This is a genomic window from Streptomyces collinus Tu 365 (genome assembly GCF_000444875.1).
Classification (GTDB): Bacteria; Actinomycetota; Actinomycetes; order Streptomycetales; family Streptomycetaceae; genus Streptomyces; species Streptomyces collinus_A.
Map to the genome: position 1 here is coordinate 18,776 of NC_022001.1, position 17,100 is coordinate 35,875.

Consider the following 17,100-nt stretch of genomic DNA (forward strand, 5'->3'; position numbering starts at 1 on the left):
CCTCGACGCCAGACCGCACCACACACAATCAGACATAACGGGCATTCAGATCGGCTTCTACAGGTCGAAGTCGAGCTGCTCGACGTCGGTGAACTCCACCTCCAGGCCGTGGGCGCGGCGGCCGCCGTCGCGGAAGTAGGCCTCGCCGAGGCCTTCGGCGGTGATCTCGCGCAGCTGCTGCTCGCTGGCGCCGGCCTGCTGGGCGTCGAAGAGGCGGGCGGCGAAGGCGGGCGGCAGGGCGAGGGTGAGGTGCCGGATCCGGGCATCGTCGGTGGAGCCGGGGGCGGCGGTGAACCCGAATCGGGCGCGGGTGTCGATGATGAGGCCGGTGCTGGTCGCGGCCTGGCTGCGGGCCTGTTCGCGGACGCGTGGCTGCCAGCGGGTGCGGACGGCGTCGGCCAGGCGCTGGGCGAGGTCGGGGCGGGGCCGGCGGATCTGGTCTTTGACGTAGCGCTCGACGGTGCGCTGGGAGACACCGAGTAGCTCGGCGACCGAGCGGGTGCCCTTGAGCTGGCGGACCAGGTAACGCATCTGCGCTCCCGCGGACTTCGGAATCGGGCGGGTGAACGCCTTCTGTGTCGCACGGTCCAGGCCATTGGAGACCAGACCCATCGTAAAGACTTCCTTTCAAGATCGGCTGGAGTGGCGCCTGGCGGCCGATCACCGGTCCGGCGGCAAACTCCCCCACCGGACCGGTGATCGGCCGCGAGAGGGCCACTCAGGGCTGGTAAGGGCCGCACACTTGCGTTGGGCCGGAATCAGGCAGATGAGGCGAAGCTCTGCGCGGCGATCTGGGCGCTTCCCCGACCCCGCCGCCTGGGAAGCAGACCCGGACGGGATGAAAGCGCAGGGGATGGACGCACGGCGTGCTTCACACGGTCGCACGGGCGACTCGGTCGGGGTGGCAGCGTGGACACAGCTCCCGGGCGTCCTCCGGCCCGACCTTCCTAAAGCGCGGGTTCAGCCGGGCAGCAGTACCGGTGCCGTCGCCGCACTCACCGCACCACTCCGGCGGACCGGGCCGGCCGGTACCGGGCACCTCGTGCAGCTGCTCAATCGGCGCGGTGGACCGCTCCGCATGCTGAACCAGGTCGGCCCAGCCACGTACCGCGAGTTCCCGTGCCCGGTCGCACAGCCACGCCTCCGGCAGCCCCTGCCCGAGCAGCTCGACGGCCTGGCGCTCCAGCTTGGCCCTGGTGCCGTTCAGCACCGGCCGTCCGAGGGCAGCGGCGTACGCGGCCACGACCCGCCCCCCTGCCGCTGTGCTCCTGCTTGAACGCTCACGCTGCTGCGGCACCTCAGCCTCGGAGGGGTTGTGTCCCTCGGGCGGAGCCTCGTTCTCTCTCTCTCCTACCGGCGCTGGGCCCAGGGAGGCATCAGCATCAGGCGCGGCGCCCGCGCGGGGAGGGAGAGAAGAGGGATCTGAAGAAGGAAGGAGAAGGGGGGCAGATTTCGCCGCCCCTGCCCCTGCGAGATTTGCCGGGGGGGGTGCAAGATTTGCCGGGGGGGGTGCGAGATCTGCCGGGGGGGGCGACGGAGGGGCGGCAGATTTCGCCGGGGGGGTTGAGCTGGGGTTTTCCGCGTGCCCCTCGTCGAAGGTCAGCTCCTCCACGAGAGACGGCCCGTAGTCGGTGCGCTTGCGCTTCATGCTGGCCAGCAAGTCCAGGTTGATCCGGAACAGGTTGGCGAGCTGCGCCCCGTTCTTCGGGCTGAACCGCTCCCCCGCCTTGAGCAGCCGGCGCTTCTCCAGGCGGGCCCGCTGGTCCCGCGCGGACCTGAGAGACATGTGCGCCTCGTCCGCGATCTGCTGCATGTGCGCGATCACGTAGCCCTTGGCGTCGGTGTGATTGCAGCACGCCATCAGGAACGCGCCCTCTCCCACACTCAGTCCCTCGGCTTGGAACACCAGGTTCATGTGCTGGATCACTGGGCCCCCTCTGATTGGGCCCAGGCGCAGGAAGCTGCGGTGGCCGCGATCGGGGGCCTGCCGGTCATCGAGACGGCTTCGGTGAGCATGACGGGCGGCCTCTGGTGCAACGCGCCGCCGGATTCAAGAGGGCGGACACCTTGCGGCGCGGCCGTTGAGAGCGTCTGGTGGTGCAAGGGGTACATCTCCCCAGGTAGGGGAGCCGCGACCAGAGAATGTGACCTATGTGGATCCCGGAGTAGTGGCGTTGCGCAATCTCCTGCGCATACTCTGGGTATAGGTGACCACGCGGGCTTTCGGGCCCACGGGCATCACCCGGCAGACGAGGTCACCTCGCTGCTCACGACTCGAAGCTTTTCCAGGGCTGGTGAGTCGATTCGCTAGGAAGCGGTCCTGTTGTGGCGACAGGGCCGCTTCGGCGTTTTCTAGGGGGGCCAGTAGGAGCCGTGCACCTCAGCCTGCTTTCGCAAGGTCGGATCCGAGGGCTGCCTCGGGGTGTCTGTCGGCCCAGCCCTTGAGTAGGCGGAGGTATGCGTCGCGGTGCCGCCGGCGCGGCATGGACTGACCGTTTTCCCAGCGCAGGAATGCCATCCGGTGTACGCCGAAGGCCTGCGCGACCTCTTCCTGCGTGAGTCCGGATGCCTTGCGGAGCCTGGCCCGAACCTCAGGAGAAGGAAGAACGTCAGCAGGCCGACTGAGCAGCGCGTCGACAGCTTCGTTCAGATCATTCATCACTCCCCCTTCCTCGTGATCCCAAACTGTACATAGAAAGCAGCTCCATGTAGAGCTTTTGAAGACGTGTCAGCTGTGCGTCCTTCGGGAGCGGGAGTTGTAGATGTGGTGCTTTGCCAGTATTTGCGCTGCCAGAGCCAGGGGTAGGGTCGCCCACATGCCCCTTGCCCTGTTCGACCTGGATGGCACGCTGGTCGATCGTCAGTCGGCGCTCGACGACGCCGTGAGCTGCCTGTGCCGTTCCCGCGCTCTTCCCACAGGCGCCGAACAGTGGCTGCGCACTGAACTTGCCGACCGCGCGACCGCTGAAGACTTCGCCCGACTGCGGGAAGTCTTCGGACTGGAAGCGCCGGCCGCGGACCTGTGGCAGGAGTACGTCGACCTCATGGCGGCCGCCGTCACCTGCCGTCCCGCGGTCCTCGAGGGCCTGGCCCGCCTGCGCGCCGCTGCCTGGGCGATCGGCGTCATCACCAACGGGGCCGGCGACATCCAGCGCGCCAAACTCGCCGGGACCGGCCTCGACGGCTTGGTCCATGGAGTCGCCGCCTCGGGCGACCTGGAGATCCGCAAGCCGGACCGGCGCCTCTTCGAACTTGGGGCTACACGGTGCGGCGTCAGCCTCGCGGACGGCGGCTGGATGGTCGGCGACAATCCGACCGGCGACATCGGCGGCGGCCACCGAGCCGGCCTGCGCACCATCTGGCTCCGCGGCCGCCCCTGGCCCGACGGACTCCCCGCCGCGCACCACGTCGTCGACGACGTCACCGACGCCATCACCATCCTGCTCGCAGAGACGGAGTAGCACCGTGGCCCAGCCGACTGTCGGCATCCTCCACCCTGGCAGCATGGGCGCTGCCGTCGCCGCCTGCGCCGCGACCAACGCGGCCGAGGTCCTGTGGTGCGAGACCGGGCGGAGCACCGCGTCCGTGGAGCGCGCCGCCCAGTTCGGCCTGACGCCCGTTGCCACACTGGCCGAGCTGCTAGACCGCGCCGACATCGTCATGAGCCTCTGCCCGCCGGCCGCTGCCGAGGACTTGGCCCGCGACGTCGCCGGGCACCGCTTCGCCGGGGTGTACGTGGAAGCGAACGCCATCAATCCCACGCGCGTGCAGCGGATCGCCGGGCTGCTCGAACACGGCGCGACCGTTGTGGACGGCGGTGTCGTCGGCTCCCCGCCGGTCGGCGGCAAGAAGCCGACCTTGTACCTGTCCGGCCCGTCCGGCGCGACGGAGCGCGTGGAGGCGCTGTTCGCAGGCACCGCCGTTCGAACGGCACTCCTCGGCACGGACATCGGGAAGGCATCCGCGCTGAAGCTCTCGTACGCCGCCTTCCAGAAGACATCGCGAGTGCTGGTGGCGCTCGCGATCGGCATGGCGCGCGAGCACGGCGTCGACCAGGAGCTCATCGAGGTCGCATCAAGGCGCACCGATTCGTACCTGTCCGAGCCGCAGTACGTTTCCAAGACCGCCGCCCGCGCTTGGCGCTGGGGCCCGGAGCTGGAGGAAGCTGCCGATGCGCTCGCGGCCGCCGGCCTCCCGCCGGAGATGCTGCGCGCGGCCGCGTCGACGCTGGCACGGTGGAACGACGCCAAGGACGACGGCGAGCTCACGCTTACCGACGCCTTGGACCGACTTGCCCAGCCGTAGCCCGCGCTCATGCCGTTGTCGCTCCCGCCCGCTGCGCCAGCAGCTGGTCGATGAGCCGCGCCGCGTCCTGCGGAGCCGACGCCGTGGTGTCCACGGTCAGGTCCCAGATCATGCCCGGGTGCGCGTCCAGGTCCTCGCGGGTCGCGTCCCATGCCGCCAGGCGCGCCGCGGTGTCCCTGTCGTCGCGCTCCGCCGACCGCTGCTCGGTTACTTCGCGCGGGCACCACAGCAGCACCCCCGACCAGTCGGCCGGGTAGCCGTCGACCAGTGCTCGGATGCCGTCGACCTGCCCGAGGTGCACCACCGGCACACCGGCATCGAACGCCGCGTCCAGGCCGGGCGCGTCGATGACGTATGTGTTGCCATAGCGGCTGTTCGAGTAGACGATGTCGCCCGCGGCCTCCAGCTCACTCAGATGCTCCGCTGTGCCCATCCGGTAGCCGGCCGTCTTGCCCGTCCCTACCTTGAGCCGCGCGAACTGCACGTATCTCGGATTCAGCTCCGTGAGCGCGCTGGTGACGGTGTCCTTGCCCGAGGCTGGCGGCCCGTACAGAATCACCCCCTGCTTCGCCGTCATGCGTACATCGCCCCCATCGCCTGCCGGGCCTGATCTGCGAGCGTGACCGCAGTGCCCAGGCGGTTGTCGACGACCAGGTGGGGCACCGCCGGGCGCAGCTCCAGGTCGATCGTGGCCATGTACTCGTCCCACCGCGCCAGCTTCCACGCATCGCGGGCCGCGGACCGGAATCCGATGTACTCGCGCATGGATTCTTCGTCGCAGCGCACCCACACGGGGAAGACATCGACCCCCATCGAGCCGGCCCTGTTGGTCAGACGCTGCATCCAGGCCGGGTCGGTCATCTCGGAAATGAACGGCGCGGTGAGCACCGTGGAGATGCCGCACTTGATGTTGGCCATGGCCGACTGCATCAGGCAGTCGTACTCCACCGGCCGGACCTGCTCGCGGTAGAGGTCGGTGTGCCTATCGTTGGCGTCACCGCCCAGCGCGATCAAGAGCCGCTCCACAAGCGGCCGGGTGAGCGGGTCCTTGTCGAGCAGCGGCCAGCCCGTGAGCTGAACGAAGAAGCGGGCGAGCTCGGTCTTGCCGCTGCCGGCGAAGCCTCCGACCAGGATGAGCACGGGGCGATGGGGGTCGCCGCCGGTGTGCCTCCGCTTCCAGGCGTCGATGATCCGCTGCTGCAGGTCGAAGTGGTCGGCCTCCTCCGATCCGGGCGCGATGCGATGGATGGCGCGCTCAACGGCCAAGACGTGCGCGCCGTTGAGACGGTCCTCCATCGGCGTGAGCTTGAAGGACGTCTCCTCCCCAGGCAGAGCGGCACGGAAGCCAAGGTCCGGCTCGGTCGCACGGTAGAGAAGACAGTAGGCGCGCCGGTAATGCGGACCTGGGTAGACCTCCCCCTGCTCGTGCTGCCACAGGGTCTGCGGATTCGCAGCAGGGATGCCTTTGAGTCTGGCGTGCTCGGCCATCTCACGGAGGCGCTCACCAGCCTTTTCCAAAGTCAGACCATGAGCCTCGCGCTGCTCACGCAGCCGGTCTGGCCGCCATCCTGCCCGGTGCTTCCCCACCCGGATCCCCTCCGTCATCGACATGACTGGGAGCCTAGGCCCGCAGCCGCAAATCCCATGTGTAAGCGGATGTTGAAAACTCGTGAACGCCGATGCGCACGAGCTTCGACAAGACGTTGTGATGTTGCGATTCAGTTCTAGCGAGTGTGATAGCCCACACAAGACGAGCTATCAGGTGGAGTGCATTGTGCGGGAGTTGGAGCACTCAGGCGTCGAATTCGTAGTCCAGTACGTAGGCGGCCGAATCCATGGTCATCTCGTTGATCTCCACGGCTCGCCCTTTCGAGTCAAAGGCCGTGCGGGCCAACTTAATAACCGACCTCTCCGTGGGAATGGCCAGCCGGGTCGCTTCCTCAGCGGTGGGCATACGGACCCGCACCTCCTCCCGGAACCGGGCTGGCGCGTGACCGAGGTCCCTAAGGCGGGCGTAGATGCCGCCTGGACCTGTGTCGGCCTGCGTGATAGGGGACCCCGTCACCAGCGACTGAGGCAGATAGGACTCGGCGATCATGACGGGGCGCCCGGCCATCAGGTATCGACGACTTCGTACACACACCGTCTCGTCTGGAGGCAGCTCAAGAACCGAGCCGATGTGGCGAGGCGGGAGAACGCCTTCCGTGACCGTGAGCTGATCGACGTCTGGAATACGGCTGTCGTCTGCGGACCAGACCGATTTACCGCTTCCCCAATGCTCATGGGCCAGTCGTTGCAGGCCGCGACGCCGGATGGGATCGAACGAGATTACACGGGCGCCGGCACCTCTCTTCGTTTCGATGAGTCCCTCGGTCCTCAGAATTTTCAGCGCCCTCCGGGCAGTAAGGCTCGCGACGTCGTACTGCTCGGCGAGTGTGTTCTCTCCGGGCAAGCGATCGCCAGGCCTGTAGTCACCTCGTTCGATCGCGGCTTTCAGCTCATCGGCGATCTGCTGGGCCTTGGTGGGCGGTGTCGTCTCGTCTGCTGCCATCGGTCTCCCTACCTCAGTACCGATCCTAGGAGGGATTGCTACCGAGGTGCCCGGGGGGTCCCAGGCGTGTCCGCAGGACGGACATGATACCGGCTACAGACACACATCGGTACCGAGGTTGTTGACATCGATACCGAGGATGGTTTTCACTGAGTGTGCAACCTCGGTACCGAGGTTGCGGGCAATGCCGCAGGAAGCCCCTTCCCCTAGGGGGAGGGCCGGGGTGGATAGCTCCACCAAATCCCCCGGACCAGTCATCTGGCTGACGCGGCTTCCACGTGCACACGCAGTGCAGATGCGCTGTCCGTCCACTAGAACGCTGGGATCGACCCGGGCGGCCTGACGGGCGGAGAGAGCACCGCGACGCGCCCACGCGCCCGTCCTTCCAATCACGAGGAGTCCCCTGTGACCACGACCCCCGCGATGCCGACGGCCCACAAGCGCCGCCGGAAGACCCGCACCTCAAACATCAACCACCGCCCCCCAATCATCGTCTCCGGCCTCAAGGCCAACGAGCTCGACCTAACCCCTGGCAAGGAGCACCTGGTCTGCCCCGACTGCTCCACCTGGGTCCCAATCACCGGCATGCTGGGAACGCCGAAGTTAGTGCCCCACCACACCGGCCAGGCCGGGACTGCCGGAGCGCACCGCTGTACGGGTGGCACCAACCGCCGGGTCACCCTCGATGTCGAGGTTGACGCCTGGCGCACCAAGCTGATCGAGGCGGCCCCGACCACCGCTTCCCGCCGAGCCACCAAGGTGCTGCGCAAACCGAAGACGACGCAGCCACCGGCCGCCAGCCAGATCACGCCCGTCTCGATCAGCGCGGAACGGGTGCGTCAGGCGTTCCGGCGACACAAGCAGCAGTGCCCGGCCTGCAGGGGCGAGGCCACCGCCCGCGACGGCGAACCGCTGCCCTGCCGCGATGGTGAGCGCCTGGCCGTCACCTTCCTCCGACTGCTCCGCCAGGAGCCCAAGCGCCAGGCCGTCCGCGAGGTCTTCGCCCGGGAGCGCCAGCGATTCGACCGCCACTACACGGTGGCGGCCCCCGCGAAACGGAAGTCCCAGTGGGCTGCGGTTCTCCCGAAGGTGCAGGACGCAGACACCCGGCGCGCGCAGCTACCCGCTGGCGATGCCCCCACCGAGGCCCGCAACGTGCCGCTGGAAACCCTTCACCCCATGCGCGGTAACGCCAACTGACCCTGTCGAGAGCGGCTGCGGTCGTTTTCGCCCCGGCATCGCCACCTCTGCCGGGCTCCCCCGCAGCCCTGCGCTGCCCATCCTCGACCGCGCCCGCACGGGCGCGGTGGCGGGTGGAGTGCGCAGGACGCACTGCCCCGCATCGCGCGGGGTCTACATGCGACGAACCCCCAGGGATTGCGCCCCTGGGGGTTCTTGTCGCGGTCTCATCCCGTCGCGAAAGGACTGACCACGTGCACAGCATCGCACTCCGCCCGGCCCGCTCCACCGTCCAGGACGAGATCGGCCCGCGCCGTCCCGGCGCGATCTACCAGAACGTGGATGGCCGGTTCGAGGTCCTCGCGCTCGTCACGGTCCCGGCCGACGCCGCGCAGCTGCTGCGCCGGGCGGCCGCCCGATGGGCGGTGATCGTCCGGGACACCCTCCGTCCGGACGGTCAGCCCTTCGCCGTCGGCACGGTGTGGACCGACAGCGACTACCTGGTCCGCCCCGCCACGGACTCCAATCTCTACGCGCCGGCTGCCTGACGACCCGCCACGGTCCGCCTCCCGCCCACCAGAGCAGTCAGGGCGGGAGACGGGCCGTGGCAGGCCGACCGGCCCGCCACGACAAAAGGACGGCCCCGCGACTCTGACCTCCCGGGACCGTCCGTGATCAGGAAGGCAAGTTCCATGACCACGGCGATCATGTCACGCCCGCAAACCCCGACACCAGAGCACGACCCGTTCTCCCGCGTCCTCAGTGCCATCAACTCCCACCGCACACCCCGCTGCGAGAACGCCCGCCCGCACCGGGCCGCCCCCGCGGCCGCGCTCGGCGCGCACCTCCTGGCCGTGGTCCGCGCCCAGGACGCGACGATCCCCGCCCACCGACGCGCGCCGCGCACCGTCGCGGAGATGCGGGCCCGGATCGCGGCCCTGTACGAGGACGAGCAGGACGCCTGCGGAGTGTGCGGCTTCTGGCAGTGCCGCTGCACCGAGGCCCGCACCCTCACGCCAGGGCCGGCCGATGCCGTCCCGGCCCCCGCGTCCAGCGGCGGGCAGTGCAACGTGTGCGGCGGCTGGTTCGAAGACTGGCCCGGCGGCACCTGCGACGCCTGCCGTTAACCCTTATGCCTCACCTCATAGAAGCGGCCCGGGCAGCCCAGCAGCGCGCCGCCCGGGCCGCCGCCGCGGTCGGTCCCACCCATCCGCTCGCCCGTCTGCTGTTCGCGGCCGCCGCCCTGGCGGCGGCCGCCGTGTGGGACGCCGGGCACCGCATCACCGACCACCGCGAAAGACAGCCCAACCCCGTGCCCGAAGACCTTTCCCATCGCTACCAGGCAGCTCACCGCGCCTGTACCCCCTCAAGCCCTGCCGGGCCGCCGTCCCTAACCCGAGGCGACGGCCCGGCAGGCGTACACCAGAAAGGACCCCGCCGGTGAGCAGCCGACGCCAGCCTGCCCGCAAGGCTCCCGCCAAGAAGACGACGACCAGGGTCAAGACCACCACGGCCATCAGGACGACCGCGACAGTCGGCCTGAGCGAGGGCCCCGGCACCACGGTGGCCACCGAGCCCGCCCCCGCGCCGGGGTCGGGGCCGGGGCCGGACTGGGAGGCGCTGGCCCGGCTCCTAGACGCCAGGGACCGGGCCGCCGACATCATCGACACCGCCCGCGAGCAGGCCCTCGTCCTACAGACGCAGGCCGAGGAGCAGGCGGCGCGCACCGTCGCCGACACCCATGAGCAGGCCACCGCCCTGCTGGCCGATGCGCGCACCCGCGCCGAGGTCGTCACCCTCGGCGCCCAGGAGGAAGCCAGCGCCCAGCGGGCGGCGGTCACCACCGAAGCCGAGACGGTGCGCGAGGAGGCGCAGAAGCTGCGCGGCGAGGCCGACCAGCTCCTGGCCGAGGCCCGCACCCGCGCCGACCAGCTCCTCGCGCAGGCCCGTTCGCAGGTCGCGGAGCTGACCGAGCTGGCCGCCGCCGACCACCAGGCCACCGCATCCGCCATCGCCGAACTGCGGCGCCTGGCCGAAGCCGACCTCACCGAGATCGGCGCTCTGGTCGAGGGCCGCCGCGCCGAGGCCGGGCAGATCCTCGCCCGAGCCCGCGAGGAGGCCGACAACCTGCTCGCCGCCGTACAGAAGGAGGTCGAGCAGGCCCGCGCGCGCCACGCCCAGCTCGCCAAGGCCGCCGCCGAGCAGTACGACGCCCGGCGCATCGAGGCGGAGACGCTGTACGCGGACGCGGTCGAGGCTGCCGCCGAGCGGCGCCGCGAGGCCGACGCCCACGTCGCCGCCGCCCACACCGAGGCGGAGGAGGCCCGCGCCGAACTGCGCGCCGAACTGCGCCAGCTGGGCGAGAAGTTCGACACCGAGGCCGCCGCCAAGCGCCAGGCTTTGACCGAGGAGCTCGCCGGACTGAAGACAGCGTGCGACCGGCAGCGCGAGAAGCTGCGCACCGAGGCCACGTCCGTCACCCAGGAGCTGCGCGAGGCCGCCCAGAAGCAGGCCGCGCGCATCACCGCCGAGGCCGAGCGCAAGGCCAAGGGCATCACCGACCGGGCACAGGCCGACGAGGCCCGCGCCCGCCGGCTGTTGAACGAGGCCCGCGAGGCCAAGAAATCCGCCGCCAAGTGGCGCCGCCGGCGGCAGAACCTTGGCGGCAAACTGTGGAAGGCGGCGCCGTGGGTCGCGCTGGCCGCCGGCGTCGGGCTCGCCGCCTCCGGCGAGTACGAACTCGCCCGCATGGTCGGCATCAACGACTACGTCGCCCCGCTCCTGCCGGTCAGCATCGACGTCTACTGCGTCACCGCGTTCCGCACCAAGAAGGACATCGTGCCGGCGCTGCTGCTGATGGCGTCGGCCAACGTCGTCTTCCACCTCTCCGACCAGGCGAAGCTCGTCCCCGAGGGCGGGTCGGCCCCGTGGCAGCTCACCACCTTCGTAGTCCTGATCTTCGTGGCCGTCATCTGGCGCGTCCACACCCTCATGTACACCGACGGGACGGACGGACACGGCGGCACGGATACGCCGTCCGGTACGGCCACCGCAACGCCGCTCCGTGCCGGCACGGACGGAAACGGAACGCTCGCCCGTACAGGGACGCATCGCCGGACGGACGGTACGGACAGCACGACGTCCGGCCGTACGAATGACCTGTACGCCGCGAACAGCGGCGGACGAGCGGACGGTACGGGCCCCGGACGCGACGGTACGGATCCCGTATCCGCCCTGACTCACTCCCCGCACCACGACGGAGGTGAAGGGGCGCTGACCAGGGAGTACAGCGACCGTACATACGACGTACACACCACCCCGGACGGGGCGGCGCGTACAGGTACAGCAGCCCGAGGGCGTACCGGTACGGCACACGCGGCCGTACAGGGACGCGGCAGCACGGTCAGCGTCCGTACACAGCCCGGCCGCGAGGGCGTACAGGGTGGCCGTACCGGTACGGCCACCGTCTCCTCCCGTGCAACCGGAACCAGCGGCACGGGCCGTACAGGCGGTACGGACCGGCCCGGTACGCCCGCCCGCACGGACGAAGAACTCCTCCCGCTCGTACAGGCGCTCCCGCGTGACGAGGACGGCTACGTGACCCTCTACCGGGTCCGTACCGACCTCTCGGTCAACCAGCCCCGCGCGGTTCGGCTGCTGAAGGAGGCCGGCCTGCTGCGGCCCGAGGACGCCGACAAATACCTCACCTGACCCACCCCGTCCGGCACACACCAGTGAGGGCCAGCCCGCTCGAATCGGGCTGGCCCTCGCCGCGACTGCCGGAAGCAGCCACCCGTCCAGTACAGCACGTTTCCCCAGATCAGAACCCGCTTCCGGCACGCCTGGGCGGGCTCGAACCACACGAGAAGGAGTCAGCAGCCCATGTCCGGAATCGACTGGGACAAGGAGTTCAGCCTCATGAACCCCCAGACCCCCCCGACGTCGGAGAAGCCGGAGAAGCCCGCCATCTCGCGTCTGTCCACCGCGGTCGGCGGGATGCGCCGCAACACCGCGGCGCTCGCCGTGTGCGGCACGATCGCCGTCGTCGCCGTGTGCGGCACGGTCGTCGCCGTCACCAGCATGCAGGGCGAGCAGGCCGCCCAGGAGCGGGCGCGCGCCAAGGAGAAGGCAGCGAACGCCCTGGTGGAGGCAGAGGCCGACAAGCAGCGGGCGCAGACCGAGGAAGCCGCGGCCAAGGTCACCTACGAGCGGGAGATGACCGTCTACCGCGAGTGCATGAAGTCCCGTGCGGCGGCGGTCGCCAAGGCGGCCTCGTACGACGTCGCGAGGATCCCCACCTGCGACGCCCCGACCCTCGGCGGTGCGGCCTCCCAGTCCCAGAAATCCGCTGGCTCCGGCGGCGGTCTCGGCGGCATCACCTCCAGCCCGTGGCTGTGGGTGGCGCTCGTCGGAGGCGGCGGATTCATCGCCTACAAAAAGCTCTCCGCCCCCTCCGGTTCGGGCGCGGTAACCCCCACGAACGACAAGGGATTCACCTTCGAGAAGGGTGCCTGACATGACGCTTCAGTTCTTTGCTCTCGCCCTGTTCTGCTGGGCCGTGTTCTTCACCTTCAAAAAGACCAAGGGAAAGCAGATGGTGATCTGCATCATGCTGATCGTCTCTGGGATCTTCCTGCCGTACACGCCGTTCAGCGAACAGATCCGGACCACCCTGGAGTCGGTCTTCAACACGGCGAACACGACTGTGAACAACATCAGCTCCTCGTCACGCTAAGTACGCGCCAGGGGTTACCGGTTACTAGTTACAGCCCCCGAGACACCCCCAGAACCGCCCACCAGGCGGCGCGAACCGGTGTCCTGCGGGCCTGTAACCAGTAACCGGTAACCGTCCGAAACAACACAGAGTCACAGAAGGGAGGGTCGTGGAACTCCTCGTACTCCTCGCCATCAGCTATCTGTTCGGTGTGGACAAAACGCATGGGAAATACGAACAGGCGGGAATTAAAAAACCCCCCGCCAAACCAAAAGAGAAATGGAGTCCGACCCGGGCACCGGAAACATTCCGAAACGCGCCGTACAACTTCGCGGCGAAAACACATTACGGGCTTCTGGTGGGCGCACATTTCTCGGGTGGCCTGCGCGACGGCTGGCGCTCTGCCTACCTCAAAAAGCCGAGCGGAAAGCCTTCTGTTTCCACTTCTACCGGACCCAATCCAGGGCCCTCCGCGACCACCGTGCCGCCCAAGCCCAGCACACCCCCGACTACCCCGCCGACCACACCGACGGCGCCCCCAACAACCGCCCCGCCGACGACGCCCCCGCCTCCGGGCACCCCGCCCCCCACAGCGCCGCCACCGTCCGCTCCCCCACCGTCCGCTACCCCACCGCCAACGGCTCCCCCACCGCCAACGGCTCCCCCGCCTCCCACGACCCCGCCGACGACAACGCCGGGGCCCGTAGTCCCCCCGGCGGGCACGGTCCCGCCGCCCCGCACCGTCCCGCTGCCCGAGCACATCAGAAAGGACCCCGCGATGCAGCCCAACCCGCCCGTACCGCACTCCGCGACCGTCGACGACAAGGGCACCCACGTCACGACCGCCGCCGGCAAGACCCGCACCTACAGCGGCGGCGAGGTCATGACCCTCACCCAGGTCATCGACCTCGCCGAGGGCTCGGCCACCCTGTGCCAGTCCAGCACCGAGACCTGCCTGGACCTCATGGACGAGGCCGCGGAGCTGGCCACGGACTGCGACACGCTCATCGCCGAGATCACCGCGCAAGGCGTCGGCGCGAACCTGCTCGGCAAGTGCGAGGTGCTCAAGGAGCAGCTCGACCTCCAAGCCGCCGCCGCCAAAGACCTCCACGACAAGATCCAGGGCGGCGAGGAAGCGTGCCGCACCGCCTCCGCAAACGCGGAGCTCCGCCACGGACCGATCTTCCGGGCCGTCGCCGACTCCCCCCTGACCAAGCCCGCCGAACGCGACTTCTACAACGCCCGATAGAAGAGGAGAGGCCCCGCATGAGCACCACCGAGACTTTGAAGGACGCCGCTAACTACGCGGCCCTGCGCACCAAGCTGGCCTGGCTCACGCACAAGGTCCACGCGCACGCCCAGACCGTCACCACGCTCGCCTCCGACGTCGACGACGCCGCCGAGCAGATGCTGGACGCCGCCGAGACGATGAAGGCGCTGGCCGTCGACGATGCGACCACGGCTGAGTTCGCCGACGCCGCGCTGACCATGACCGGCGTCAAGGACGCGGCCGGCGCCTACACCTCCGCCGCCGACAGCGCCTCCGCGGCCGCAGACGACGCGAAGGCCACCACCGAGAACGACCACGGCGGCATCGCCGACGCCGTGACCACCTCCCCCGTCGACATGGCCGAAGCCACCTTCTACACCCAGCAGTAAGGAGATCCAGACCGTGGGGCCGACCCGAGCACAGTTCATCCAGTACGCGCCCGCCGCGCTCGCGGTAGTGCCTCTCGTGGCCGGCCCCTGGTCCGCCCTCGCCGCCGCGGCGGCCGGAGCCGGGGCCTGGACCGTAGGCGTCTCCGCCCCGGTACTGCGGTCTTTGATCGGATGTGGGTTCACCGCCACCGGGTGCGGCATCGCCGCGCACGAGGTCCTCGCCGCGGGCGGGACCCCGCTGATCGCCCTCGGCCTCGCGGTCCCGGCCGGGGCGGCCGCCCTGGCCCACCGCCGCAACATCGCCGACCACACCCCCGCCCTCGTACCCGCGACCACGACTACGGGTGCGGGTGCGGCGGTCGGCCTGACGTCCCAGGCACAACTCATCACTGCCTGGTGGAAGGAGTTCATCTCCGGCCCCACCCAGACCGAGGACCGCAAGCTCATCCAGGTGGGGGCCAACCTGGAGCACCTCGCTCTCGAGGCCGACGACGACCACGTGTCGTTCACCGGGATCATCACGCTGCCCCAGGGCCAGCAGGTGCGGGTTAGGGCCGCCGACATCGCCGCCGTCTACCAGATCCCCGTCTCCCAGGTCGAGCTGGGAGACCCCAAGCACTACGCGCCCAACGCCCTGCCCGTCACCGTGCAGTTGAAGGTGCCGGCGGCGCAGCCGCAGATCGTGGCCGGTACCCCGACGACTCCCGAGGAGGTCTGGGCGGCGTACGTGGCCGTGCCGGAGGGCGCGATGCCCGGCACCACCCTGACCGTCACCCGCTACGACGGGCCGCTGGACTGGGAAGGGATCGCCACCCGCGACCGCAGGGCGATCGGGACCGTCAACCTCCAGGACCTCGCAGGCAACCTGGAGCTGGAGACGATCCAGATCGCCCTCGCCCCCGGCGACAAGCCCTCGCAGATGGGGATCCGGGTGATGCGAGAGCACGCGCTGATGCACGGCACGATGCTCTCCTCGGTCGTGGACGAGCTGTCGATGGACTCCCGCGGCTACATCCGCGCCGGCACCTACGTCGACGGCCGCCCCGCCCTCCTGCCCCTGGCGCAGCCCGGCTCCGGAGCCCGCCACCTCTACCTCGTCGGCGGGTCCAGGTCGGGCAAGTCCGGGCTGCTGGAGCAGATCCTGCTCTCCGCCCACCGCTCCCGCATCGCGGTGGTCCTCGCCTCCCCGCAGGCCGGCACCATCGCCGGCGCCTCGCTGTCCGCCTACCTCGGCGACGGCCTGGACGAGGCGATGGGCGCGCTGCGCCTGGCCTACGCGATGATGCTCGACCGCGAAGCCCGCTACCGCAGCCCGGCCTTCCCCTTCACCGACCCCCTCGTCCTGGTCGTCATCGACGAAGCGCACATGCTGCTGTCCGTCTCCTCCCCGTACCACCTGGAGGCCAAGGCGATCGTGGAGCAGCTGACCCGACGCTCCCTCAAGCGGGGCATCGGCGTCGTCCTGGCCACCCAGACCCCGCTGGCCGAAGACCTCGGCAACTCCACCGTCATCCGCTCCCAGCTCCTCATCGGCGGCGGCGCGGTGTTCCTGCGCTGCGCCAGGGGCCAGGGCAACCTGGTCGGCGCGAACGCGGTCGAGGGCGCGGAGGGCATCGACCTGTCGATGATCCCCTCGCAGTGGCCGGGCCAGTACGCCAAGGTCAGCAACCGGGACATGAGCGGCCTGGCCACCGAGGCCGCCGCCGCCCCCGAGGACGGCACCTTCGGCCTGGGCTACCTCCTCACCCCCGGCTCACAGGCCATCCAGTTCCGCTCCCTGCACCTGGACGTGGCCCCCGTCTCCCTCGCCGGAGGCGAACCGCCGGTCGGGATCGAGAACTGCGACGCCTGGCGCGAGCGCGACGCGATCACCCAGACCCCCATGGTCGACAAGCGCGGCAAGAACCTGATCGGCAGCCTCACCGACCTCCTCGCCGCAGCCCAGGGCGCCCCCTCCTCGCACGAGGCACCCCAAGACAACTCCAGCGGCCTCCAGACAATCGCCGGATCCAGCAGGCCCGGTGCTCCTGGCGCAGCCGCTGGAGCGCCCGACGGACAGGAGCTGATCAAGCCGCGCATCCTCGAGCTCCTTCGGGAGCAGTCCATCCCGATGACCGCCGAGACCATCGCCCGAAAGCTAGGCACCTCCGCCAAAAACATCAAGCCGCGCCTGTCCGAGCTGAAGAAGCGGGACGAGGTCACCAACGAGAACGGCCTGTGGAGGGCAGCATGAACACCCGCACCGACACCGACTTCACCCCCATCGACCAAGACCTGTACGCGAAGGCGTTCCAGCTCCTCGACCCCGGCCCCACCCCGGAGCCCACAGCCACCGAGGCCTCGGCGGCTTCCGTGCCGTCCCCCCGCCCCGCCGCCCCGCCGGTGCGCCGGACCGGCCCGGTGGAAAGGACCCTCACCGACGCGCTCGCATTCCTCGACACCCACGGCTGGGCCAGGTTCACCCTCGTCCACCCCGAGGGCGCCCGCTGCTCCATCGGCGCGCTGCGCGCAGCGGCCGGCGCCCGCAACGCCGCCTACTGCGACGCCGGGAACCTCCTCCTGGACGAGGCCCGCCGCCAGCACGGCAAGAAGTGGGAGACGATCCCCTCCTGGAACGATTCCCACACCGGAGCGCAGGTGCGTAGCGTGTGGGATGCCGCCATCCGGCGCGCCCGCCGCATGAGCATCTGAC

The 17,100-nt window shown here is 69.8% G+C and carries 18 protein-coding genes; 12 read left to right on the plus strand and 6 right to left on the minus strand.

Annotation, left to right across the window (positions count from 1 at the left end):
- Window positions 1-57 precede the first annotated feature (57 nt).
- From tpg to B446_RS37825, 3 genes are all read right to left on the minus strand, one after another.
- Entirely contained in the window at window positions 58-612 is a 555-nt protein-coding gene (gene tpg, locus B446_RS35445; RefSeq protein WP_020945044.1) for a telomere-protecting terminal protein Tpg, read from the minus strand.
- Window positions 613-871: 259 nt separating this feature from the next.
- On the minus strand, window positions 872-1,927 hold the full coding sequence (locus B446_RS41235) for a hypothetical protein (protein ID WP_148305763.1): 1,056 nt from the start codon (window positions 1,925-1,927) through the stop codon (window positions 872-874).
- A gap of 453 nt (window positions 1,928-2,380) precedes the next feature.
- Entirely contained in the window at window positions 2,381-2,659 is a 279-nt protein-coding gene (locus B446_RS37825; protein WP_020945047.1) for a helix-turn-helix domain-containing protein, read from the minus strand.
- A 157-nt stretch (window positions 2,660-2,816) separates the two neighbouring features.
- On the opposite strand from B446_RS37825, the gene B446_RS35465 reads away from it, so the two are divergent.
- Both B446_RS35465 and B446_RS35470 read left to right on the plus strand, forming a co-directional pair.
- Window positions 2,817-3,461, plus strand: coding sequence for an HAD family hydrolase (locus B446_RS35465; RefSeq protein ID WP_020945048.1), 645 nt, complete (start codon window positions 2,817-2,819; stop codon window positions 3,459-3,461).
- A gap of 4 nt (window positions 3,462-3,465) precedes the next feature.
- Window positions 3,466-4,305, plus strand: coding sequence for an NAD(P)-dependent oxidoreductase (locus B446_RS35470; RefSeq protein ID WP_020945049.1), 840 nt, complete (start codon window positions 3,466-3,468; stop codon window positions 4,303-4,305).
- A 7-nt stretch (window positions 4,306-4,312) separates the two neighbouring features.
- Here B446_RS35470 and B446_RS35475 read toward each other — a convergent pair whose 3' ends face one another.
- From B446_RS35475 to B446_RS35485, 3 genes are all read right to left on the minus strand, one after another.
- Window positions 4,313-4,882: a phosphotransferase-like protein gene (locus tag B446_RS35475; protein ID WP_020945050.1), complete on the minus strand. Its 570-nt coding sequence runs from the start codon at window positions 4,880-4,882 to the stop codon at window positions 4,313-4,315.
- A complete protein-coding gene (locus B446_RS35480; protein ID WP_052352407.1) occupies window positions 4,879-5,916 on the minus strand; it encodes an AAA family ATPase in 1,038 nt (345 codons plus the stop codon). Before B446_RS35480 ends, B446_RS35475 begins: the two co-directional genes overlap by 4 nt.
- A gap of 181 nt (window positions 5,917-6,097) precedes the next feature.
- The gene (locus B446_RS35485) at window positions 6,098-6,856 is read right to left on the minus strand and encodes a GntR family transcriptional regulator (protein ID WP_043479836.1); all 759 of its coding nucleotides are present in this window, start codon (window positions 6,854-6,856) and stop codon (window positions 6,098-6,100) included.
- 405 nt (window positions 6,857-7,261) lie between these two features.
- On the opposite strand from B446_RS35485, the gene B446_RS36370 reads away from it, so the two are divergent.
- From B446_RS36370 to B446_RS35540, 10 genes are all read left to right on the plus strand, one after another.
- On the plus strand, window positions 7,262-8,056 hold the full coding sequence (locus B446_RS36370; RefSeq protein WP_148305764.1) for a hypothetical protein: 795 nt from the start codon (window positions 7,262-7,264) through the stop codon (window positions 8,054-8,056).
- A 233-nt stretch (window positions 8,057-8,289) separates the two neighbouring features.
- A complete protein-coding gene (locus tag B446_RS35495; RefSeq protein WP_020945055.1) occupies window positions 8,290-8,583 on the plus strand; it encodes a hypothetical protein in 294 nt (97 codons plus the stop codon).
- Window positions 8,584-8,727: 144 nt separating this feature from the next.
- Entirely contained in the window at window positions 8,728-9,162 is a 435-nt protein-coding gene (locus B446_RS36375; RefSeq protein WP_020945056.1) for a hypothetical protein, read from the plus strand.
- A gap of 313 nt (window positions 9,163-9,475) precedes the next feature.
- The gene (locus B446_RS35510) at window positions 9,476-11,746 is read left to right on the plus strand and encodes a large alanine-rich protein (protein WP_020945058.1); all 2,271 of its coding nucleotides are present in this window, start codon (window positions 9,476-9,478) and stop codon (window positions 11,744-11,746) included.
- A gap of 171 nt (window positions 11,747-11,917) precedes the next feature.
- The gene (locus B446_RS35515; protein WP_020945059.1) at window positions 11,918-12,550 is read left to right on the plus strand and encodes a hypothetical protein; all 633 of its coding nucleotides are present in this window, start codon (window positions 11,918-11,920) and stop codon (window positions 12,548-12,550) included.
- A gap of 1 nt (window position 12,551) precedes the next feature.
- The gene (locus B446_RS35520; protein ID WP_234491171.1) at window positions 12,552-12,770 is read left to right on the plus strand and encodes a hypothetical protein; all 219 of its coding nucleotides are present in this window, start codon (window positions 12,552-12,554) and stop codon (window positions 12,768-12,770) included.
- Window positions 12,771-13,527: 757 nt separating this feature from the next.
- Window positions 13,528-13,998 carry a hypothetical protein gene (locus tag B446_RS35525; protein ID WP_020945061.1) on the plus strand — a complete coding sequence of 157 codons (471 nt, stop codon included), beginning with the start codon at window positions 13,528-13,530 and terminating at the stop codon, window positions 13,996-13,998.
- A 17-nt stretch (window positions 13,999-14,015) separates the two neighbouring features.
- Window positions 14,016-14,408: a hypothetical protein gene (locus B446_RS35530; protein WP_020945062.1), complete on the plus strand. Its 393-nt coding sequence runs from the start codon at window positions 14,016-14,018 to the stop codon at window positions 14,406-14,408.
- Between the two features lie 13 nt (window positions 14,409-14,421).
- A complete protein-coding gene (locus B446_RS35535; protein WP_020945063.1) occupies window positions 14,422-16,641 on the plus strand; it encodes a hypothetical protein in 2,220 nt (739 codons plus the stop codon).
- Window positions 16,638-17,099 carry a DUF6197 family protein gene (locus B446_RS35540; protein WP_237751147.1) on the plus strand — a complete coding sequence of 154 codons (462 nt, stop codon included), beginning with the start codon at window positions 16,638-16,640 and terminating at the stop codon, window positions 17,097-17,099. The genes B446_RS35535 and B446_RS35540 overlap by 4 nt, the downstream gene beginning before the upstream one ends.
- Window position 17,100 lies beyond the last annotated feature (1 nt).

Bases quoted from the DNA above. Each gene is read 5' to 3' on its own strand.
- tpg (WP_020945044.1), bottom strand. From the start codon at position 612: ATGGGTCTGGTCTCCAATGGCCTGGACCGTGCGACACAGAAGGCGTTC.
- B446_RS37825 (WP_020945047.1), bottom strand. From the start codon at position 2,659: ATGAATGATCTGAACGAAGCTGTCGACGCGCTGCTCAGTCGGCCTGCT.
- B446_RS35465 (WP_020945048.1), top strand. From the start codon at position 2,817: ATGCCCCTTGCCCTGTTCGACCTGGATGGCACGCTGGTCGATCGTCAG.
- B446_RS35475 (WP_020945050.1), bottom strand. From the start codon at position 4,882: ATGACGGCGAAGCAGGGGGTGATTCTGTACGGGCCGCCAGCCTCGGGC.
- B446_RS35480 (WP_052352407.1), bottom strand. From the start codon at position 5,916: ATGTCGATGACGGAGGGGATCCGGGTGGGGAAGCACCGGGCAGGATGG.
- B446_RS35485 (WP_043479836.1), bottom strand. From the start codon at position 6,856: ATGGCAGCAGACGAGACGACACCGCCCACCAAGGCCCAGCAGATCGCC.
- B446_RS36375 (WP_020945056.1), top strand. From the start codon at position 8,728: ATGACCACGGCGATCATGTCACGCCCGCAAACCCCGACACCAGAGCAC.
- B446_RS35515 (WP_020945059.1), top strand. From the start codon at position 11,918: ATGTCCGGAATCGACTGGGACAAGGAGTTCAGCCTCATGAACCCCCAG.
- B446_RS35520 (WP_234491171.1), top strand. From the start codon at position 12,552: ATGACGCTTCAGTTCTTTGCTCTCGCCCTGTTCTGCTGGGCCGTGTTC.
- B446_RS35525 (WP_020945061.1), top strand. From the start codon at position 13,528: ATGCAGCCCAACCCGCCCGTACCGCACTCCGCGACCGTCGACGACAAG.
- B446_RS35530 (WP_020945062.1), top strand. From the start codon at position 14,016: ATGAGCACCACCGAGACTTTGAAGGACGCCGCTAACTACGCGGCCCTG.
- B446_RS35540 (WP_237751147.1), top strand. From the start codon at position 16,638: ATGAACACCCGCACCGACACCGACTTCACCCCCATCGACCAAGACCTG.